17 protein-coding genes and 2 pseudogenes are annotated in these 21,294 nt (G+C 68.7%); 10 read left to right on the forward strand and 9 right to left on the reverse strand.

Going from position 1 to position 21,294, the window contains the following annotated elements:
• Positions 1-958, forward strand: a 958-nt coding sequence (locus tag ACVCAH_RS34930) for a group II intron reverse transcriptase/maturase (RefSeq protein ID WP_447140490.1), incomplete at its 5' end; no start/stop codon positions are given.
• Positions 959-1,063: 105 nt separating this feature from the next.
• A pseudogene (locus ACVCAH_RS34935) lies at positions 1,064-1,363 on the forward strand (IS701 family transposase); the annotation flags it as partial.
• A 10-nt stretch (positions 1,364-1,373) separates the two neighbouring features.
• Here the strand turns inward: ACVCAH_RS34935 and ACVCAH_RS34940 are convergent.
• A complete protein-coding gene (locus ACVCAH_RS34940) occupies positions 1,374-2,426 on the reverse strand; it encodes a LacI family DNA-binding transcriptional regulator (protein WP_447140491.1) in 1,053 nt (350 codons plus the stop codon).
• A 304-nt stretch (positions 2,427-2,730) separates the two neighbouring features.
• Here ACVCAH_RS34940 and ACVCAH_RS34945 point away from each other — a divergent pair, with 304 nt between their 5' ends.
• From ACVCAH_RS34945 to ACVCAH_RS34975, 7 genes are read left to right on the forward strand one after another with little or no spacing between them, the layout of a single operon-like run.
• Positions 2,731-3,993 carry an ABC transporter substrate-binding protein gene (locus ACVCAH_RS34945; protein WP_447140492.1) on the forward strand — a complete coding sequence of 421 codons (1,263 nt, stop codon included), beginning with the start codon at positions 2,731-2,733 and terminating at the stop codon, positions 3,991-3,993.
• 12 nt (positions 3,994-4,005) lie between these two features.
• Positions 4,006-4,959 (forward strand): carbohydrate ABC transporter permease, encoded by a 954-nt coding sequence (locus ACVCAH_RS34950; protein ID WP_447140493.1) that lies wholly within the window; start codon positions 4,006-4,008, stop codon positions 4,957-4,959.
• Complete coding sequence (locus ACVCAH_RS34955; RefSeq protein ID WP_447140494.1) at positions 4,952-5,740, forward strand: carbohydrate ABC transporter permease; 789 nt, start codon at positions 4,952-4,954, stop codon at positions 5,738-5,740. Before ACVCAH_RS34950 ends, ACVCAH_RS34955 begins: the two co-directional genes overlap by 8 nt.
• Positions 5,741-5,777: 37 nt before the next feature.
• Complete coding sequence (locus tag ACVCAH_RS34960; protein ID WP_447140495.1) at positions 5,778-6,905, forward strand: glycoside hydrolase family 99-like domain-containing protein; 1,128 nt, start codon at positions 5,778-5,780, stop codon at positions 6,903-6,905.
• Between the two features lie 35 nt (positions 6,906-6,940).
• On the forward strand, positions 6,941-8,734 hold the full coding sequence (locus tag ACVCAH_RS34965) for a glycoside hydrolase family 2 protein (RefSeq protein ID WP_447140496.1): 1,794 nt from the start codon (positions 6,941-6,943) through the stop codon (positions 8,732-8,734).
• Positions 8,735-8,787: 53 nt separating this feature from the next.
• On the forward strand, positions 8,788-10,914 hold the full coding sequence (locus ACVCAH_RS34970; protein ID WP_447140497.1) for a hypothetical protein: 2,127 nt from the start codon (positions 8,788-8,790) through the stop codon (positions 10,912-10,914).
• Positions 10,915-10,953: 39 nt separating this feature from the next.
• On the forward strand, positions 10,954-14,580 hold the full coding sequence (locus tag ACVCAH_RS34975; protein WP_447140498.1) for an alpha-glucuronidase family glycosyl hydrolase: 3,627 nt from the start codon (positions 10,954-10,956) through the stop codon (positions 14,578-14,580).
• A 50-nt stretch (positions 14,581-14,630) separates the two neighbouring features.
• Here the strand turns inward: ACVCAH_RS34975 and ACVCAH_RS34980 are convergent, their stop codons facing one another.
• Positions 14,631-14,900 carry a substrate-binding domain-containing protein gene (locus ACVCAH_RS34980; RefSeq protein WP_447140499.1) on the reverse strand — a complete coding sequence of 90 codons (270 nt, stop codon included), beginning with the start codon at positions 14,898-14,900 and terminating at the stop codon, positions 14,631-14,633.
• Between the two features lie 20 nt (positions 14,901-14,920).
• Positions 14,921-15,139, reverse strand: a pseudogene (locus tag ACVCAH_RS34985) (substrate-binding domain-containing protein); the annotation flags it as partial.
• Between ACVCAH_RS34985 and ACVCAH_RS34990 the strand changes: the two are divergent.
• Positions 15,138-15,272 carry a hypothetical protein gene (locus tag ACVCAH_RS34990; protein ID WP_447140500.1) on the forward strand — a complete coding sequence of 45 codons (135 nt, stop codon included), beginning with the start codon at positions 15,138-15,140 and terminating at the stop codon, positions 15,270-15,272. The pseudogene ACVCAH_RS34985 and the gene ACVCAH_RS34990 sit on opposite strands and share 2 nt — an antisense overlap.
• A 102-nt stretch (positions 15,273-15,374) precedes the next feature.
• On the opposite strand, the gene ACVCAH_RS34995 is transcribed toward ACVCAH_RS34990, so the two are convergent.
• The 6 genes from ACVCAH_RS34995 to ACVCAH_RS35020 all read right to left on the reverse strand — a co-directional run bounded on the left by ACVCAH_RS34995 (position 15,375) and on the right by ACVCAH_RS35020 (position 21,004).
• Positions 15,375-16,196 (reverse strand): fumarylacetoacetate hydrolase family protein, encoded by an 822-nt coding sequence (locus ACVCAH_RS34995; protein ID WP_447140501.1) that lies wholly within the window; start codon positions 16,194-16,196, stop codon positions 15,375-15,377.
• Between the two features lie 67 nt (positions 16,197-16,263).
• Complete coding sequence (rhmD, locus tag ACVCAH_RS35000; protein ID WP_447140502.1) at positions 16,264-17,481, reverse strand: L-rhamnonate dehydratase; 1,218 nt, start codon at positions 17,479-17,481, stop codon at positions 16,264-16,266.
• Entirely contained in the window at positions 17,478-18,539 is a 1,062-nt protein-coding gene (locus ACVCAH_RS35005; protein ID WP_447140503.1) for a zinc-dependent alcohol dehydrogenase, read from the reverse strand. Before ACVCAH_RS35005 ends, rhmD begins: the two co-directional genes overlap by 4 nt.
• A gap of 55 nt (positions 18,540-18,594) precedes the next feature.
• The gene (locus ACVCAH_RS35010; RefSeq protein WP_447140504.1) at positions 18,595-19,383 is read right to left on the reverse strand and encodes an SDR family NAD(P)-dependent oxidoreductase; all 789 of its coding nucleotides are present in this window, start codon (positions 19,381-19,383) and stop codon (positions 18,595-18,597) included.
• Positions 19,380-20,054 carry a hypothetical protein gene (locus ACVCAH_RS35015; RefSeq protein ID WP_447140505.1) on the reverse strand — a complete coding sequence of 225 codons (675 nt, stop codon included), beginning with the start codon at positions 20,052-20,054 and terminating at the stop codon, positions 19,380-19,382. Before ACVCAH_RS35015 ends, ACVCAH_RS35010 begins: the two co-directional genes overlap by 4 nt.
• Before the next feature lie 98 nt (positions 20,055-20,152).
• Positions 20,153-21,004, reverse strand: coding sequence for an IclR family transcriptional regulator (locus ACVCAH_RS35020; RefSeq protein WP_447140506.1), 852 nt, complete (start codon positions 21,002-21,004; stop codon positions 20,153-20,155).
• Positions 21,005-21,294 lie beyond the last annotated feature (290 nt).

Raw genomic sequence — 21,294 nt, forward strand, 5'->3', positions numbered from 1 at the left:
TACACGCGATGACCCAGCCGGTCACCGCACCCCTGAAAACCAGCTAACCAACTCTCCATCAAACCCGGGGCTTGACAACCACCTGCTCGGGTTCGCCGGACCCAAGGCCGAAGCCGAAGAGATCAAACAGCGGCTGACCCAGTTCCTGCGTGACGACCTCAAGCTGGAACTGAACCACGCCAAGACGCTGATCACCCACGCCCGCACCAACGCGGCGAGATTTCTCGGCTACGACGTCACCGTCCAGCACAATGACCGCAAGCTGACCCGTGGCCGACGCAACGTCAACGGTCAGGTGGCTCTGCGGGTGCCCCGGTCGGTGATCCAGGCCAAGTGCGCCCGATACCTCCAGCGCGGCCAACCCGCGCGCCGCACCCCGATCATGAACCGTGACGACTACACCATCGTCGCGACCTACGGGGCTGAGTATCGGGGCATCGTCCAGTACTACCTGCTCGCCGGAGACGTCCAACGACTTCACCGGCTGCGGTGGGTCATGCTGTCCTCGCTGCTACGGACCCTGGCCTCCAAGCACCACTCGACGCCGACGAGGATGGCCCGCAAATACCAGGCCAAAATCATCACGCCGAGCGGGCCACGGGTCTGCTTCGAGGCGACCCTGCACCGCGAAGGCAGGAAACCACTGGTCGCCAGGTTCGGCGGCATCCCTCTACAGCGGCAGAAAACAGCGGTCATCGACGACCGCCAACCGGACGGGCTGCATCACCCTCGAAAGGAGCTGATCACCCGCCTGCTGAAACGGCGGTGCGAGCTCTGCGAGCAGACCGGACACATGAACGTGCACCACGTCCGCACCCTCGCTGAGCTCGGCCCGCCCGGACCCGCCCAGCCCGCATGGGCAGCCGTCATGGCCCGACGCAAACGCAAAGCCCTTGTCGTCTGCGACACCTGCCACGACCACATCCACGCAGGCCAACCCACCACACTCACGGCATAGGTCACTGGAGAGCCGGATGCGGGGAAGCTCGCACGTCCGGTTCGGCGGGAGGCCGCGCGGAAAAGGACCCACCCACGGGCACCTCGCCGCGCGGCCCACCCAACCCAGACGGGCAAAGGCCAGGTCGGCTTGGACCACTACCAGGTCCGCAGCTGGACCGGCTGGCACCGCTTCATCACCCTGGCCATGCTCGCCCCGGCCGTCCTGACCATCCTCGCCGCCCAGCAACCCGACACCGACCCGGAGATCATCGCGCTGACCGTCGCCGAAATCCGCCGACTCCTCAACGCCTTCGTCCTCGCCACACCGCTACCGCCAGCGCACACCCTGCACTGGTCAACATGGCGACGAACATCCCAAGCCCGAGCCCGACGATCCCACTACCAGCGCAGACAGGCGAAGTGACGTTGGAGTATTAAGCTTCGCCGTTCGCCGAGGGCGGCGTGTCGGCGCCGACCACCGTGCTGCCGCGCACGATGAGTTCGAAATCGGTCTCGACCTCGCGGGGCGGCGCCGGGGACTGGGCACGCAGCCAGCCCGGGGTGGGTGTCCGTTGCCGGATGCGTTCCTCCAGCAGGTCCAGTGCCACCTGGGCGATCTGGTCGTTCTTCCAGGAGACAGTGGTCAGGCCCGGGTGACAGTAGCGGCTCTCGTCGATGTCGTCGAATCCCGCCACGGCGATGTCCTCAGGGACTGCGATCGACCGCGTCGCCAACGTCTTGAGCGCGCCGACTGCCATCTCGTCGTTAAAGCACAGCACGGCGTCGGGCCGGTCCTCAAGCTCCAGCAGCTGGGCCATTGCGCGGGCACCGTCCGATCGTTGGTAGCCGCTCACCGCGGGCATATACTCCGGGCGGAAGGCGAGCCCGGCTTCCCGCAGTGCCCGCCGGTACCCGTCGAGTCGAAGGTCCGGGGTGCCGCGGAGCGGGGTGCCGGTGAGCCCGATGACGGCGATGCGGCGGCGGTGCGTGTCGATGAGGTGTCGGGTCAGCGCCTCGGCGGCCGCGACGTTGTCCGCCGCGACATGGTCGGCCGGCCCGTCGAAGATCTTCTCGCCGAGTAGGACGAGCGGGCCGCTGGGTTGTAGGGTCGCGAGTTCGGTGGCGGTCAGGCCCTGGACGCTGATAATGACGGCGTCGAGACGCATCGGAGTGGAACCCTCGATCACGCGCCGTTCGCGCTCCGGATCGCCGCGAGTCTCGTCGATCAACACGCTCCACGACCGCCGCTCGGCGGCCTCGATGATGTAGCCCGCGAGTTCGGCGAAGTACGGGTTCCCGAGCCGCGGTACGGCGAGGGCTAGCACCCCGCTGCGGCCCCGGGCCAGGTTGCGGGCCGAGATGTTGGCGCGGTAGTTGAGCTTCTTCATCGCCTGCAGGACCCGCTCGCGCGTCTGTTCTCGCACGTAGGGGTGGCCGTTGACGACGTTGGAGACGGTCTTGGGGGAGACGCCGGCCAGCTTGGCCACGTCCTCAAGTCGAGCTCGCATCCGACCTCCCGCTCTGGGGCAACTATCAGAATCGCACCGGTTGCCCAAATGATAGTCAACTATTTACAGCGCAGTAATCAGCGCTGTAACGTGGCCGGCGTCACGCACCGGGCCCGCCGCCAACCTGGCGATGTTCGCTCCGATCGCCGTTCGCCAGCCGGCGTCGCTCCGTAGCACATACGTCAGATCGAGAGGTGTCGCGATGTTCGCAGGAGGTCATAACCGGGCAGCCAGGGCGCGACGAGTTGTCGCCGCCGCTATCGCCGCCGCGTCGTTGGCGCTGGTGGCAGCATGCGGAGGCGGAGATGGAGGCGGAGGCGGGTCCAGCAGCAAGACGGTCAACTGGTGGGGCTGGGCTCCGGGGAACGATCTGGCCACCAAGTACCTCGCCGCCTTCGCCAAGGAACACCCCGAGATCAAGGTCGTCTACAAGGAGATCCCCTACGCCGACTACGTCAACGCACTGCGCCTGGGCCTGCGATCCGACTCCGGACCTGACGTATTCGCGCTGCAACCCGGCGAGATCACCGACCGGTTCGGTCCATCCGGAATGGATCTGACCGCGCGGGCGCGGCAGTCCGTCGGCGACGACTGGGCGTCGACAATCGTGGGGGAGAGCCACACGCAGTTCGCCCGCGACGGCAAGCAGTTCGGGATGCCGGTGCAGCTCAGCGCGTCGGGCATCGTGTGGTACGACAAGACGCTCTTCGACCAGCACGGGCTGAAGCCGCCGACCAACGCCGACGAGCTACGCCAGGTCTGCGCGGCCTTCGCCAGCAAGTCCGTCGTCTGCATGGCCCAGGGCGCCAAGGATGCCTGGGCCAACATCGACTTCTACATGACACTGGCCGCCGACACCGCTCCAGGTGCGTTCTACGAGGCGGTGGACGGCAAGCGCCCGTGGACCGATCCCGGACTGGTCCGCGCGTTCGAGCTGTGGCGGCAGATGTTCACCGAGGGCGTCTTCGGCAAGGGCTCGGCCGGCCTGGCCGTCTACCCGGACACCGTCGGCCAGTTCGCCAACGGCAAGGCGGCCATGATCATGCTGGGAACCTGGCAGGCGGGGTTCATGGACGCCGCGGCGCTCAAGCTCGGCCAGGAGGGCAAGTTTGTGCCGCGGGTGATGCTGCCGATGGCGTTTCCGGACGTGAACGGTGACGGCCGGCCACCGAAGACCTTCGGCGGCCCCGACTACGGCCTGGCCATCAACAGCCGCAGCGACGCCCAGGACGCCGCCTGGACGTTCGTGCACTGGCTGTCGTCCGCCCAGAACGGTCAGAACCTGATCGCGGCCGAGAAGTTCGTCCCGGCCGTGAAGGGCGTGCCGATGGGTGACAGCAACCTGGTGGACCCGCAGACCCAGAAGCCCGCGCTGCAGCAGGTCGTCGACTTCATGGCGAACAGCGAGGGATACCGGGAGATCCCGTACGCCGAGATCAAGACCGCGCTCGGCGATGCGCTCGCGGCGGCGGCGGTCGGACGGCAGACGCCCGCGCAGGCCGCCGAGGCGGTCGAGCAGGTTTCCCGCGGGCTCAACCGGGGCTGAAACATGCCAGCCATGCTCACTCCCACCGAGGTGGGCGGCGCGACGCCCGCCGCCCAGCCGCCCAGCCGCCGCGGTCGCCCCGGCCGCCGGATGCGCCCGCCGGCCGTAGGCAACTACCTCTACCTGCTCCCGGCCCTGGTCCTCGTCGGTGGCGTCGTCTACTTCAGCGTCGGGTACACGTTCTGGCTGAGCCTGGTGAAGTGGGACGGGATCAGCCCGCAGGTTGAGTTCGTCGGGCTGGACAACTACACCACCGCCGTGCGCGACCCGGTGCTGTGGATGGCGCTGAAACACAGCCTGATCTTTTCGGTGGCGATCGTCATCCAGATGGCAATCGGCCTGGTGGCGGCGGTGCTGCTGCACTCACGCATTCCCGGCCGGACCGTCTACAAGGTAATCATCTTCCTGCCGACCATGCTGGCGACGGCGGTGATGGCGCCCGTCTTCCGGGAGATCCTGGCCACCGACGGCCCGCTGAACCAGTCACTGCGCGCGGTCGGCCTCGACGCCCTGGCCCAGTCCTGGCTGGCCGACCCCGACCTGGCCCTCTACTCGCTGATCGCCATCAACGTGTGGCAGTGGACCGGGCTCAGCTTCATTCTCTACTACGCCGGGCTGACCCAGATCGATCCGGAGATCTACGAGGCGGCCCGCCTCGACGGGGCCGGCAACGGCCGCATCCTGCTCAGCATCATCACGCCGATGATGCGCGGCACGCACGTCACCCTGCTCATCCTCGGCGTCATGGGTGTACTGAAGACGTTCGACGTGGTCTTCCTGGTGACCGGCGGGGGCCCGGCCAACGCCACCGAATTTCTGCCCACCTACATCTACGAAACGACCATCACCCGGTTCGACGCCGGCTACGGAGCCGCGCTCAGCGTGATACTGCTGCTCATCTCCCTGGCGTTCACGATCTGGCAGATGCGCCGGTACCGGATGAGCGGGGAGGTGACCCGTGTTTGAGTTCCGGTCCCTGCCGTCGCGGATCGGCGCGCAGCTGCTCGTCACCGTCATCGCGGTGCCGTACCTGTTGCCGCTCGTGGCGATGGTGCGCAGCTCGTTGCGGGGCGACGGGCTGGACAACTACGTCACCGTGCTGCGCGAGCCGAACTTCGCCCAGTTCTTCGTCAACAGTGCGCTGATCGGGCTCGGGTCCATCGCGCTCACCTACACCTGCACGATGCTTGCCGGGTACGCGTTTGCGAGGCTGCGCATCCGGGGCAAGGAACTGTTCTTCTATGCCCTGCTGGCCACACTCACCCTGCCCGCGGTGATGATCCTGGTGCCGCTCTTCCTGACCATTCAGCGGCTTGGCCTGCTGGACACCTACTGGGCGGTGATCCTCCCGCTGGCCGCCGGGGGCGTGCCGTTCTGCGTACTCCTGGCCCGCAATTTCCTGGCGGACCTCGACGACTCCATCTTCGACGCCGCCAAGGTCGACGGCTGCGGCACGTTCGGCGTGCTGTGGCGGATCGTACTCCCACTGAGCCACCCCCTCGCGGCCGTCATCGCCCTGTGGTCGTTCCTGGCCGCCTGGAACGAGTTCCTCCTCCCGCTGCTGTTCCTGCAGGACCCAAAGCGGCAGGCGATCACCCAGATCCCCACCTTCTTCTCGTCCTTCTACGGGGGTGACCAAGCGAAGGTGGTCGCCGCGTCGGTCCTGGTCGCCACGCCGATCCTGCTGCTGTACCTCGGCTTGCAGCGGTTCTTCGAACGCGGTCTGACCGGCGGCGTCCTTAAGTGACCGCCGCAGCCACGACTATCGAGAGGAATCCGTACGCATGACTAACAGTGAGCCGGCGGGCCGCCCGGAAGTAGCAGTCTTCTACTTCCCCTCCTGGCACGCCGACCCGCGCAACGACCGGTGGAAGCACCCGGGCTTCACCGAGTGGGAACTGGTCCAGGCCGCGCGGCCGCGATTTCCCGGGCACCGCCAGCCCCTGGTACCCGAGTGGGGGTACTTCGACGAGAGCGACCCGGACACGATGGACCGCGCCACCCGGGTTGCGGCCGAGCACGGGGTGGATGCGTTCCTGTTCGACTGGTACTGGTACGAGGACGCCGACTTCCTCAACGGCGCGCTGGACCGGGGCTACCTCGCCCGCCCGGAGCAGCCCGTCCGGTTCGCGCTGCACTGGGCCAACCACGACTGGACCGACGTGTTCCCGGCCAAGGTCGGCGAGGAGCCCACGTTCCTGGCACCGGCGAAGGTTACCGCGGACGAGTTCGTCGCCCTCTCCGACCATCTGCTGGAGCGGTACCTGTCCCACCCCGGGTACTGGCGGGTCGCCGACGGCGCCTACTTCTCCTGGCACCAGTTCGGGCTGTTCGTCGACTGGATGGGCGGCTGGGCGCAGGTCCGCGAGGTGCTGGCCGACTTCCGCGCCCGGGCCCGCCGGGCCGGCGTCGGCAAGTTGCACCTGACCTGCGTGGGCGGCATCTCGCTGACCGACGGCGACGGCGAGCGGCTGCGCGAGGCCGGAGTGGACAGCTTCACCCCCTACAACTGGCTGCACGTCCTACCGCTGGACCAGGGTCTGTCCGTGCCGTACGCGCAGTGGCGGGAGCTCGCGCAGCGGTCGTGGCAGACCGAGCCGGCGCAGCTGTCGGTGCCGTATGCGCCGAACGTGACGATGGGCTGGGACTCCACGGCCCGGGTCGACCAGGACGACGACCTGGTGGTGAGCACCTGGCCCCGGCTACCCGTCGTGGTCGACAACACCGCCGAGCAGTTCGGCGCCGCGGTCCGGGATGCGGTGCGCTTGGCCAGGGACAGCGGTGTCCCCTACCTCACCGTCAACGCCTGGAACGAGTGGACCGAGGGCAGCTACCTCGAACCCGAGGTGACGACCGGCTACGCCTACCTGCACGCGCTGCGGGCGGCGACGTCCGCGTCCGGGGACCGGTGAGCATGGCCGACCCGACGCCACATCCGCGACCGCGGATGACCCGGCCCGACTGGTACGACCTGACCGGTCTGTGGTCGTTCCGCTTCGACGACGACGACCGGGGCCTGGACGAACACTGGTACGCCGGCGACGTCCCGTTCGACCGGGAAATCATGCTTCCGTACCCGCCCGAGTCCAAGCTGTCCCAAGTGCACGATCCGGGTGACCACCCGGTCGTGTGGTACCGCCGGACGTTCGCACTGCCGCCGCACGGCGGCCAGCGGGTGATCCTGCACTTCGGGGCGGTCGACCATCACGCGCGGGTGTGGGTCAATGGGCACCTGGCCACGGAGCACGAGGGCGGGCACACCCCGTTTTCGGTCGACATCACCCATCTGCTCAAGCCCGGCGACGAGCAGATGCTGGTGGTCCGGGCCGCAGACCGGATCGGCGACGTGGGGCAGCCGCGCGGAAAGCAGGACTGGCGGCTGGAGCCGCACAAGGTGTGGTACCACCGTACCACCGGCATCTGGCAGCCGGTGTGGCTGGAGCACGTACCGGACCTGCACATCACCGACATCCAGTGGACGCCGCACCTCGAGCACGCGGCAGTCACGGTCCAGGTCACCGTGAACCGGCCCCCCGATCCCGGGACCGGGCTGGAGCTGATCCTCACCTGCCGCGGCGAGGTGCTCACCAGCCAGGCAGTGCCCTGCGCCGACGAGCACGTGGAGACCGTTGTCGCGATCCCGGCCGGCCGGCACGACCAGGACCTCGACGGCATCCTCTGGTCGCCGGAGTCCCCGACGCTCATCGACGCCACGGTACGCGTGCGCGCGCCCGGCGAGCCGCCGGCCGCCCCGATCGACGAGGTGCGCAGCTACTTCGGGTACCGCAGCGTCGGCGTCGACCGCGGCCAGTTCCTGCTCAACGGCCGGCCTTACTTCCTGCGAATGGTGCTGGAGCAGGGGTACTGGCCCCAGTCGCACCTGGCCGCCCCGGACGCCGCCGCCCTGCACCGGGAGGCGGCCCTGATCAAGGAACTCGGCTTCAACGGCCTGCGGATCCACCAGAAGGTCGAGGACCCTCGGTTCCTGCACGCCTGCGACCAACTCGGACTGCTGGTCTGGGCCGAAATGCCCAGCGCCTACACGTTCTCGGCCCGCTCGCTGATCAGAATCACTCGTGAGTGGACCGAGGTCGTTGCCCGGGACCGCAGCCACCCCTGCGTGGCCGCCTGGGTGCCGCTGAACGAGAGCTGGGGGGTCCGCTGGATCGCCAGCCGAGACGACCAGCGGTCGTTCGCGGCGGCGCTGTACCACCTGACCCGCGCGCTCGATCCCAGCCGGCCGGTGGTGGCCAACGACGGCTGGGAGCACGGAGTCGGCGACATCATCGGCGTCCACGACTACGCGCCCACCGGCGCGGAACTCGCCGAGCGGTACGGCGACCGGCGGGCAGTCGAGGCCACTGTGGCCGGCTGGGGACCCGGATCCGCGCGGATCCTGCTGGCACCTGCAGAACTGGCCGGGCGACCGGTGATGGTCACCGAGTTCGGCGGCATCGGCTTCACCCCGCACGAATCCCCCGATCACGTCATGTACTCGCGTGCCGGAGACGGCAACGACTTCCTGCGCCGGCTGCGGGATCTACTCGGCGCGTTGGACCGCAGCCCGGTGCTCGCCGGCTTCTGCTACACGCAGCTCACCGACACGGAGCAGGAGATCAACGGCCTGCTCACTGCGGAACGCCGGCCCAAGGTGCCGGCCGCGGCGATCCGCGCCGTGGTGTCCGGTCACGGTGAGCCGCCAAACATCCACGACCACGACGAACCAGGAGTGCCGCGATGACAGCGCACGAAGCTGACCCTGCCCCCCTGTCTGGGCGCCCCATCTCCCGCGCCATGTTCCTGCGCGCCGGCGGCGCCGTCATCCTCGGCGCTGCCGTCCCCGCGGCCCTGGCCCGGGCGGCGGCTGCCGACGGGCCCAGCGACACCGTCCGCGTCGACCTCGGGCAGGTGCTGGGCGAGCCGACCTACGCGGCGACCGGCTTTCTGCACGGACTGAGCCAGGACGGCATTCAGCCGTCGGACGCGCTGCTGCGACCGTTGAAGCCGCAACTGTTCCGCGGCGCCGGCTCGGCGCTGCCCGGCGGCGGGTGGAGCGCCGGCGGCTACCAGGGGTACGCCCCACGCTGGGCGATGACCCGCGACATCTTCCAGCGGGTCGCCAGCGGACCCCTCAACGCCGAGTACTGCATCGTGCTCAGCGACCTGTGGGGTGCGGAGGGCGTCAGCCTCAAGCCCACCGACCCGTACCCGGGCGACGGCGGCGACTGGTCCAACTGGGAGGCGTTCCTCATCCAGGTGGTCAACGACGTCAAGGGCGCCGGCATGCGGCCCAATCAGGTGCAGTACGAGATCTGGAACGAGCCGGACTTCGGCAACGTGTACTTCCCGCGGCCGAAGGCACAGTACGAGGAGATGTGGCGCCGCGGCGTGCGGAAGATCCGCGCGCTGGACCCCAAAGCCCGCATCGTCGGCCCCACCTTCACCCGACTCACGGTCACCGACGAGTCCTGGCGGATGGACCAGTGGCTGGACATGGTCGTCGCTTCCGGCACCGCGCCGGACATCCTGAGCTGGCACGACCTCATCCCCGGCCGGGACCCGGTGAACCAGGCCGCTCTGGCCCGGACGCTGCTCGCCGAGCGCGGCCTCTCCGGGATGCCGCTGCAGATCAACGAGTATCCCTCCAGCGGTGGACTGGATCCGGGCTACAACACCTGGTACGTCGCGCGCCTCGAGCGCGCCCGCGTGGAGTACGCCGTGCTGGCCATCTACGGCTCCTGCTGCACCTTCCCGCAGCTTGACGGTCTGCTGACGCAGGAGGGTGACGAGCTGTTCCGCAACGGGCGCTGGTGGGCCTACCAGCGGTACGCCGCCATCACCGGAAACCTGGTGTCGACCCGGCCCGGCAGCGCGGTCGATGCGGTGGCCGGGATGGACCACGCGCGCGGGCAGGCCCGGATCGTCCTCGGCAACGAGCGCGGCGACGGCCGTGACCTCGGCACGGTGCGGCTCACCCTGGATGGCATCGCCGGGGCCCACCGCAGCCTGGTGAAGAACGGGCGGATCCGGGTGCGCGTGGAGCGGATCCCGGACCGGGCCAAGCTAACCGAGCCCGAGGTGGTGCGCGAGCAGCAGCTGAGCCCGGACCGGAACACCCTGGACGTGGACATCCCGTGGCACGACGCCAGCTCGGCCTACGTCGTTACCCTCGGCGAGCAGGACAGCGAACTGCCGCCGTACGTCATCGTGGACGCCACCCCCGCCGCGCCGGTGCTGCTGCCCGGCGAGCCCACCCCGGTGGTGTTCCGGCTGCGCAACTACACCGACGACCCGTTGACGCTGCGCCCGGTCCTGAGCGTGCCGGACGGCTACACCGCCGCTGCGCCAGCTGAAGTCACCGTCCCGGCCAACGGCGACGCGCAGCTGACGGTGACCCTCACCCGGACCACCACGGACCTCACCGCCACCGAGTCCCGGCTCATCGTCGGCGACCAGTCGCTGACCGTGCCGCTGCAACCCAGCGAGAACTGGGTGCGGATCGCGGCGATGGCCGCATCGAGTACCCACGCCCCGTCGTCACCGGCGAACCTCAACGACGGCGACACCGACCCGGAACGCTGGGGCGGTGGTGGCGCCGGCGGGTGGAACGACGCCACCGACGGCGCCTTCCCGGACTGGGTCACCGCGACCTGGTCCCACCCGGTCCGCATCTCCCGCGTCCGGGTGCACACCCTCGACTCGCGGGCGTACCCCGCGGCCCAGTGGGGGGTGCGCGACTTTGACGTGGTGGCCCGAGTCGACGGCGTAGGGCGCACCCTCGACCAGGTCCGCGGCAACGTGGCGGGCGTGATCGAGAGCAGGTTCGACACCGTCGCCGCCGACCTGCTGGAGATCCGGGTGCTCGCCAGCAACAGCAACGACTACAGCCGGCTGATCGAGATCGAAGCGTTCACGGCATAGCCGCCGCCCCATTCCCGACCCCTTAGGAGGTTCCCGCCCATGGGCACCGCATTCACCCGCAGAAACTTCCTTCAGGTCGCCGGGGCGTCCGTCGGGGCCGCGGCTCTCGGCCTGTCGACCGCCCCGTCTGCCGCCTCGGCCGCCGCCCTGGCCGCCGAGCCCGCCGCCGAGGACGGGTACGAGATGTGGCTGCGCTACCGACCGGTGACCGACCCCGACCGGCTCGCCGACTACCGGGCCCGCCTCGGCGAACTGGCCGTCGCGGAGGCCGAGCCGGCCATCCGGTCCGCGGCCGGCGAGCTCGGCCACGCGTTGGGCATCCTGCTCGGCCGGCCGGTTCCGGTGCTTGCCCGGCCGTCGGGCCCGAGGTCGCTGGTCATCGGGACGTGGGCCGGCTCGCCGCTGGTCCGTGAGTTGGTCACGCGGGGCGACGTGGAACGGGTCGGCGCCGAGGGTTACCTGCTACGTACCGTCCGCACGGCACAGGGCGAGCACGTCGTGGTCGCCGCCACCAGCGGCCAGGGCGTGCTGTACGGGGCGTTCGCGCTGCTGCGCCGGCTCCAGCGCAACCTCCCGATCGCCGGGATGGACATCAGGGAACGGCCGACGAATCCGCTTCGGCTGGTCAACCACTGGGACAACCTGAACGGGACGGTCGAGCGCGGCTACGCGGGCGGCTCCATCTTCCGCTGGCAGGAGCTGCCCGAGCTGCACCCCCGGTACACCGACTACGCCCGGGCGCTGGCCTCCCTCGGCATCAACGGGACGGTGGTGAACAACGTCAACGCCAACCCGCAGTTCCTGACCACGCAGATGATTGCGCGGCTGGCCGCGCTCGCCGGGGCGTTGCGGCCCTGGGGGATCCGCTTCCACCTGTCGGCCAACTTCGCCAGCCCGTTGGCGCTGCGCGAGCTGGACACCGCCGATCCGCAGGACTCCCGGGTGCAGGACTGGTGGCGGCGTAAGGCGGACCAGATCTACGAAGCGATCCCGGACTTCGGTGGCTTCCTGGTGAAGGCCAACTCGGAAGGCCAGCCCGGGCCGACCGACTACGGCCGAACCCACGCCGACGGCGCCAATATGCTGGCCCGGGCCGTCGCCCCGCACGGTGGGATCGTCATGTGGCGCGCGTTCGTGTACGACAGCCGCGACGGCGACGTGTCGACCGACGCCTTCCACACGTTCAAGCCGCTCGACGGCGCCTTTGACGACAACGTGATCCTGCAGGCCAAGTATGGCCCGGTCGACTTCCACATCCGCGAACCGGCGCACCCGCTGTTCGGCGCGATGCGGGACACCAACATGATGATCGAGCTGCAGGTCACGCAGGAACACACCGGCCACGACAGCGACCTGTGCTACCTGCCGACCTGGTGGCGGCAGGTCCTCGACTTCGACACCTACGCCGAGGGGTCTGGGACCACGGTCGCCCGCATCGTCGACGGGACTGCCTTCGGCTACTCGCGCTGCGGGGCCGCCGGCGTCATCAACTTCGGTGACGACCGCAACTGGACCGGCAGCCACCTCGCCGCCGCCAACACCCACGGCTACGGCCGGCTGCTGTGGAACCCGGCGCAGGCGCCGGCCGACCTGGCGCGTGAATGGGTCGAGCTGACCTTCGGGCCTGGCGCGGGCGTCACCGAGCCGTTGACCGAGATGTTGCTCGGCTCGTGGAAGACGTTCGAGGACTACACTTCGCCGCTGGGCGTGGGCAACATGGTGGCGGCGGCCGGCGACCACTACGCCCCGGACCCCCGGGCGTCACAGTCGGCGCACAAGTCCGACGAGCACGGCACCGGCTTCGACCGGACGGTGGCCGCCGGCACCGGCTTGACCGGCCTGTACCACCAGCCGTGGCGGCGGACCTACGAGGATCTGTCAACCTGCCCGGACGAGCTGCTGCTGTTCATGCACCACGTCGACTACCAGCACCGGCTGAAGTCGGGACGGACGGTCATCGAGCACATCTACGAATCGCACTTCAGCGGCCTCGAAGCGGTCCACCGGTACCGGGAGACCTGGCGCGGCCTCGACTCGAAGGTGGACAGCCAGCGCTTCGCCGAGATCCTCGCGACCTTCGACCGCCACGTCGCACAGGCAACGGCGTGGCGGGACAGCATCGTCAGCTACTACTTCAGGCTGAGCCGGCTGCTGGCCAACGAACGCCGGTGGGTGCAGATCGAGACCCCGCCGTCGGCCGGACTGCTGCTCGGTGGGTGGCCGACCCGGGTGCCGATGACGGCCGGCAACGCGTCTCCGGACACGCTTGCCCTCACCGCGCGGATCGACGTGCCGGACGGCTGGTCCGCCCGACCGGCGGGTACCACCGTGCCCGCTCGGGAGTTCGCCAGCCTGGTCCCGACCGTGGTACCACCGGTCGCAGGCATGACCACCACCTTGCAGGTCGATGTCGACGCCAAGGGGCTGCCCGTCATCGGCGGCAGCGCCGTCCGCTTCGCCGTGGCGCCGGCACCCGCGCTGTGTCACCTGGCGCTTGACGCCGGGCCGTCGGGCTCGCCCCGCTTCGGCGGCTACGCGCCCCTGTCGCCTGGGGATTCGTGGTCTGCCGAGCGCCGGTACGGGTGGGTCGGGGGCGCCCCGCAGTCGCGGGACCGCGGTGGCGCGGACGACCTGCGCCGGGACTTCTGCAACGACGCGGTGGCACGCACGCTGCGCATCGCGGTCCCGGCTGGCCGACACGACACGTACCTCCTGGTCGGCGACGCGACCGTGGGCTCGGAACCGACGATCGTCCGCTCCGGCGGTGTCGAGCTCGGCCGCAGCGGCCGGCTCCGCGGCGGTGAGTTTCAGTGGATCCGGTTCCTCCTGGACGGCGGCGACGCGGGCCGCCCCGTGGACCTGACCGTGTCGAGCGTGCCGGGAGCGCACTGGCATCTCAACGCCGTCGCGATCGTCGACGCGACCGCGGCCCCGCCCCCGGTCGTCGTCGGTGACGTGTCACCCGCGGCCCTTCCGCTCCTGCCGGACACGCCCGCCGAGGTGTCCTTCTGGCTCTACAACTTCACCGACACCGAGGTGGCGGTCGAGCCGGCGCTCACGGTCCCACCGGGGTACACAGCCGCCCTGGCCACGCCGCGGTTGACCGTGCCTGCGTCCGGCGAGGCGGAGGTGACCGTCACGGTGACCCGAGAGCCGGGCACCAGCGTTGCGGGGTCGTTGTCCTTCGCCTTGAAGGGGGACACCCGCCAGGTGTCCTTACGACCCACCGACAACTGGATGCGAATGGCTGCCCTCTCCGCATCGAGCACGAATTCCCCTTCGTCCGTCGAGACGCTCAACGACGGCGACACCAACTCGGACCGGTGGGGAGCCGGAGGCGCGAACGGCTGGAATGACGGGACCCCCTCGGTGTTTCCGGACGCGGTGACCGCCACCTGGAGTCACCCCGTACCGCTGTCGCGGGTGAAGGTCTACACGCTCGATTCAGCCACGTACCCGGCGCGGGACTGGGGTGTTCGCGACTACGACCTCGAACTGCGCGTCGGGGGAGCATGGACGGTCGTCGCCGAGGTCCGGGGCAACGCCCAGGGTGTGGTCGAGAGCCGTTTCGCAACCAGCAAGGCAGACGCCGTCCGCATTACGGTTTACGACAGCAACGACCACGCCTACAGCCGCCTCATTGAAATCGAGGCCTACAGCGAGTAACTCATCCGGTGCTGCCCGGCCCCGCTCCCAGCGGCCTGGGCAGCACCGTGCTATTCCGGGGTCGCCGGCGCCGCTGGCGCCACCGTAGTGGAGAGGTGGCGGCGCCGCGGCCGGCCGATCGTGCGGTCGCTCGAGTCGCATACGACCAGCTCCGGATCGAAGACGACCTGCCGGTGCTGGTGGCCGTTACCCTCGGTTGCCTCTTCGATGAGCAGCTCGGCGGCGGTCCGTCCGAGCAGATGCCGGGGCTGGCGGACGGACGTGAGCGGTACTGCGGCGGCCGCCGCGAAGTCGATGTCGTCGTAGCCGACGATTGCCACGTTCTGTGAACCCGCACGCCGCGGGGGTTAATCTCCTGCAGCACGCCGAGAGCGAGCAGGTCGTTGGCGCAGAACACCGCGGTCGGTCTGGGCATCGCGCCGGCGATGCGGGTCGCGGCGTCTCGGCCGGCGGCGACGTTGAGGGCTGTGCTTTCGACGATGTGCGGCTCCCCGACGTCCCGGCCCGCGGCCCACATCGCCTGGAGGGCGCCTTGGTGCCGATCCTGCGCCTGCCGGATGGTGAACGACGAACGCCAGGTGCTGGTGCCCCTGCGCGAGCAGGTGTGCCACGGCCAACTCGCCGCCGAGGACGCGTTCACCGCGACCGAGCACTGCGGGTCCCGGCGGAGACCCAGACCCAACGCTCAATGAGCACCGGTTCCTCCCGCAATTGTCGGCACTACCGACGGGCCCACCCTCGCGAGCAATCCACGTCAACTTGCGACTGAGACCCCGGCCGGGTCAATCGGCTGCTCATACCGTCTTGTCGGCGGCCGTTATCCGCTGCCGCTGTTCTCCCAATCCGTCGACACTCAACCGGACCTCATCACCGTCGGTGAGATATGGGAACCGGCTGGACATCGCTACTCCCTGCGGCGTTCCGGTGTTGATGACGTCGCCAGGATCGAGCACCATGAACTGGCTCAGGTGGCGTACGAGCTCGGCGACGCTGAAGATCATGTCGGCTGTCGTCGAGTCCTGTCGTGGCTCGTCGTTAACCCAGGAGCGCAATCTCAACGCTTGTACGTCGGGAATGTCCTCGGCCGGGATAAGTGAAGGACCTAGTGGGTTGAAGGTCTCGCAGCATTTGCCCTTGGACCACTGGCCGCCCGACCGGTCGATCTGGAAGGTCCGTTCGGAGACGTCGTTGGAGATGGTGTATCCCGCGATGCAGGACGCGGCCGCATTGATGTCGGGCAGGTATCGGGCGGTGGCGCCGATGACAACTGCAAGTTCCACTTCCCAGTCGGTCGCTTTGCTGTCTGGGGGGAGCTTCACGTCGTCGAATGGCCCAACCACGGTGTTGGGATGCTTGAAAAAGACGATCGGCTGGTCGGGTGGAGCGTCGCCGGACTCCGCGGCGTGAGCGGCGTAGTTCTGGCCGATGCATATCACGGCGCCCGGTCGCGCCACTGGAGCCCCGATGCGTTCACCGCGGACGTCAACCTCGAGGAGTTCGCCGGCGCGGAGGGCGTGACGCACGCGGGCGATGCCGCCGCCGGACAGGAATGACGCGTCGATGTCGTCGGCAAGTGGCGAAAGATCATACGGTTTCCCGTTGTCGTCGATCACCACTGGCCGCTCAGCTCCGCGTGGTCCTCGTCGTTGTATCTGCATGGCGCATCTCCTAGGCGTGGCTCGGCTAACGCGGGTACGGCCGGGTGAGCGGCTGGTCGGGGTTCAGGCGCACTCCGAATCCCGGCCTTGCAGTGAGTGCGGCGGCTGGCAGTCGTCCGGCGACGGGCACCGGCTCGTCGAGTAGCAGCGGCGAGAACATCGGTATCACTTCGCTGGCTGTCGGGTGCATCATCAGGAACTCGGCGAATGGGGTGTCCGGTCGGGTGATCACAAAGTGGTACGAGTACACGCTGGACCCATGTGGGACGACCATGCGGCCCCGAGCTTCGGCGAGCGCGGCGATCCGCAGCAACTCGGTCAGGCCGCCGCACCATCCGACGTCGGGTTGCAGGATGTCGCAGCCGTTGTCCACGAGCAGTTGGAAGCCATACCGGGTGGCCTCGTGTTCGCCGCTTGCCAGCAGCATCGTTGGCGGAAGGCGGCGGCGTAGCTCGGCCAAACCCCAGTAGTCGTCGGGGAGCAGCGGCTCTTCGATCCACTTCAGGCCGTGTTCGGCCCCTGCGTAGGCGAGCCGTGTGGCGTAGTCGAGGGTGAGGGACATCCAGCAGTCGTATGCCAGCCAGAATCCCTCACCGACCTGCTGTCGCATCTCCCGCAGCATCGCGATGTTGCGTTCGAGACTCTCGGCGCCCTCCGCGGGCCCGTGGTGCAGCGGTAGCTTGCCGCCGATGAACCCCATCTTCTTCGCGAGGTCCGGACGTGGTCCGGTGGCGTAGAACTGGAGTTCGTCGTGGACGGGTCCGCCGAGCAGAGCGCAAACTGGCTCCTGGCGTATCTTGCCGAGCAGATCCCACAGGGCCAGGTCGACACCGCTGATTGCGTTGAGGACCAGGCCTTTGCGGCCGTACCCGAGGGTCGCCAGGAACATCTGGTCCCACAACCGGGCGAGATCAGTAACCTTCGCCCCTTCGAGGAACCGGGCAAGGTGATGCTCGATGATCCATGCGCCAGGGTCGCCGCCGATGGTGACCGCGAAGCCGGTGGTACCGTCCGCTGCCTCGATCTCGACGACGAGCGTGCCCAGCACGTCGATGCCGAAGGACTTGCGGCTGGCCCGGTACGCGGGGTACCGCGCCATCGGCGTCGCAATGTGGTCGTCGATCCAGTGGCCGTCCGCCTGGTCGTGGTAGTCCGCGCCGCCGCCGCTAACGGTGTATGCCCGGACTGCGCGGATCGTCGGCAGGTCGCGCGCGATGACACCAGTCTGGGCCGCCGTTGTCATTCCCGTGCTCCCTGCGCATGTGCCGCGGTGCTGCCGGGGAACACCAGAATCTTGCTGAAGGTGTTGTCCCCCAGCGCCAGACTGGTGAACGCTGCTGGCGCGTCGTCGAGGTTGGTTCGCGCCTCGATCAGCCGGGACAGCTCGGGCGGCGCGGTGCCGACCCACCGAGCGGTCTCTTGGAACTCGCTGGCGGAGTACGTGAAGCTGCCCACGATCGTGCGCTCGTCGGTGCTCACCCGGTACGCCGCGAGCTCGACCTGAGGACTGGCCATCCCGACCAGGACGATCCGTGCTCCCAGATCGGAGCAGGCGAACGCGTCGGCCAGGGTGCCGGTCGCCCCGACGGCATCGAGGACGAGCGTGGCGGGGCCGTCGAGCATGGTCGCTACCTGGTCGGCAAGGTCGTCCGAGCTCGGGTTCAGCGTGGCGATGCCGAGACTCGCGATCAGCTCTCGGCGGGGTGCGGACGGCTCGGTGACCACCGTCTTGGTGGCCCCGATCCGGCGTGCGGCTAGTACGCAGGCCTGACCGATCGGCCCGCCCCCGATCACCAGTACCCGGTCGTCTGCCACACAGCCACCGCGGCGGGCAGCGTGGTATCCGACCGCAAGTGGCTCTACGAGTGCGCCGTACTCCTCCGGCATCGATTCCGGCAGCGGTACGACGTTGCGTACCGGTACGGTCATCAGCTCGGCGAACGCGGCGGAGATCTCGGCGTTCACGCCGATCACCCGCCGCTGCGGGCAGGCCTGCTCCGTCCCCGCGGCGCAGTGCCGGCATGTGCCGCAGGCCAGGACCGGGTTGACGGTGACCAGCTGGCCCCGGACCAGAGTTGCCGTACCGCTATCTGGTCCGACCGCCACGACTCGGCCCACGGTCTCGTGTCCCATCACCTGGCCAGGCACGCGCCGCCCGTTCTCACCGGTGAAACCGTGAAGGTCGGATCCGCAGATTCCGGTGGCGGTGATCCGGAGCAGCACCTCGCCGGGTCCTGGGACGGGGTCTGGGCGCTCCTCGACAGTGAAATCCCAGAAGTCACGCAGCACGAGTGCGCGCATTATTGCCTCCTCATCGCCGGCAGGTGCCGCCTGCCGGTCTCTTCGGCTGTGGCGGTCATTGCAGGTTGACGAAGAATCCGCCGTCGACGAGCAGCTCGGCTCCGTTGATGTAGTCCGCCTCAGGCTGGGACAGCAGCCAGATCGCCCCGGCAACGTCCTCGGGGCGACCGATCCGTCCCACCGGAATCCGGCTTTCGAAGTACTGGCGCTTGCCTGGGCGTGCCAGATCCTCGGCGTTGATGTCGGTGGCGATCGCCCCGGGGAGTACGGCGTTGCAGGTGATACCGGCTGGGCCCAGGACGATGGCCAGGCTCTTCATCAGGGAGCTCACGCCCGCCTTCGTGGGGCAGTAGTGCACTTGCTGCGCTCCGCCCACGTGAGCCGAGATGGATGACACGGCGATGACCCGGCCGCCCTTGCCAGCGGCGACCATGCCGCGGGTAATGGCCTGGGCGACCAGGAAGGCACCGCGTAGGTTCACCTGGTGCACCCGCTCCCATAGCTCCACATTAATGTCAAAGAAGTTCGCGAACGGACAGATGCCGGCGTTGTTGACGAGTACGTCGACCGGGCCGAAGCGCTGGTCGATCTCGGCCGCCATCCGCTCGACCGCAGCCGGGTCGGCGACGTCGGCTTCGACGAGGAACGGTTCTCCACCACCGGCGGTGACCAGGCTTGCCGTCTCCTCCGCGTGCTCACGTTCGCCGGGCGGGTGGTTGATGGCGACCTGGGCGCCCTCCCGGCCAAACCGCGTCGCCGTCGCCCGCCCGATTCCGCGGGCCGCGCCCGTGACGAGGACGACGCGGCCTTTCTGGGCGCCCTGGGGAGTACCGGGGGTGGTCATCCGATCCTCCCGCCAGGGAAGCGGTCGAGGTTCGTCGGGTCGTACAAGGGAACGATGAGGCCGGCAGTGCTGCGAACCCGCTCGTACGTCGCGATCGCCTCGGCCATGCTCTCGTTGATGCCGATGGGGTGGTTGTCCGTGACGTTGGCAAGGTGGAAGTAGGCATCGGAGATCGCCACCACGCCGGCCGCCGTCTCCACCTCGACGACCATGGAGGCGCGGTGATGTACCCCGCACCACCAGGTACGCAGCCCGGGCGCGATCTCATCCTCATCGGCGAGCAGCCGTAGCCGGGGCCACGCGGTGGTGACCAGGTGTACCAACACGTCGTCCGGGATGGACGTGGCGCGGTTGTCATGCGGGTGCTGGTGGGTGGTGTGAAAGTGCACCCATCCCCGCTCGGTAAGGCAGATCTGGGCGTTCGGGAAGGCTGTCACGTTGCTCACCGTGTACAACTGCAGCGGGGTGAGCAGGACGTGGGTCACCTCGTCAGGCGCCACTCCGTGCCGAGCAAGCTGGTCGAGGACGAACTCACCGGGCTCGCGGTGCATCATGGCCCGCTCGCCCAAGACCTGGGCCCAGTGCCGGTTCATCGGCTCGAGGTCCTCGGCCGGCCCGGTGTTGACCAGCGCCGTGACGCCGCGACCCTGGATGAGTACGACCTGGAACATCAGTGGAAACCACCGATCCCAGCCCCCCATCCAGAAGAGTTCGGGACCGGGGATGTCGCTTCGGCCAACCGGTAGGGCAGTTACCCGGTATTTCTCGGTCATCGATCTCCCTCTAGGTTGTTGGTTGCCGGAGTGCCCACGGGCGAGGCGTCCGCTGTCGTCCCGTCGGGTCGGTATCCGAGCAACGCCGAAAGATCACGGGCGGCTGCCCGGAGCAGCATGAGCGCCCGGTCGCGTTGTTCTTCGTCGAAGCGGATGCTCGGCACGGAGACGCTCATCCCGGCCACCGTCCGGCCGGTGAAATCGAGCACCGGGACCGCGACGCATCGCACGCCGAGGCTGTACTCCTCCTCGTCGGCGGCGTACCTCAAGCGCCGTACGTCGGCCAGTATTCGATCCAGGTCGACGCGGTCGACCACGGTGTGGGCCGTGAACCGTTCCAGGCGGTCGGAGCCGAGCCGGGCGTCGAGCTCGGCCGCGGACAACCCGGCGAGCAGCACCTTGCCCAAGCCGGTTGCGTGTGCGGGAAGCCGCCGCCCCACCTCGGATGCCAAGGTCAACGCCTGCCGCCCGTCGACCTTCGCGACATACACGTTGTGCCGCCCATCCAGTATGGCCATCTGCACGGTCTCGTCGATCTGATCGCGCACCCGTTCCATGAACGGTCGGGCGCGCTCTACCAGACCGAGGGACCGCATGTAGACGTTGCCGGCCTCCAATGTGCGAATGCCGAGCGAGTACCGGCGACTGGCCGGGTCGAACTGCGCCCATCCCGTCTCGACCAGCGTGCGCAGCAGGCCGTGCAGGCTCGACTTGGGGTATCCCAGCGCGTCTCCGATCTCAACGAACGTCATCGCCGATTCATGCTGGGTGAGCAGGTCGAGGATTTTCAGCGCGCGCAGGGCCGACTTCACCGAGTCACCGCCCACCGAGCGGGCAATCTGGTTCATGTATGTGAAAGTCCAATCATGGGCGTGAACTCGGCTGGTGAAAGAGTATTAGCTTGGCCGGGCACCTTGGCAAGACTCAAGACAGAGTTGGCCCGGTTCGGAGGGAGCCGAACCAACTTCGCGCCGCTGCAGCGGCGTGTCACCGCGGGCCGCGCCCTGCTGCGCCTGGCGCGCGAGTCGGTGGACCTGATTTGGCCAGCCGAGTGCGGGATCTTAGAGGGCGTCTGATTCACGTATTTTGTGAGTGATGTGATCTTCAGATGTCTCGCCAGGTTGGGGTGGTTTCGTCG

The organism is Micromonospora sp. LZ34 (assembly GCF_052981855.1).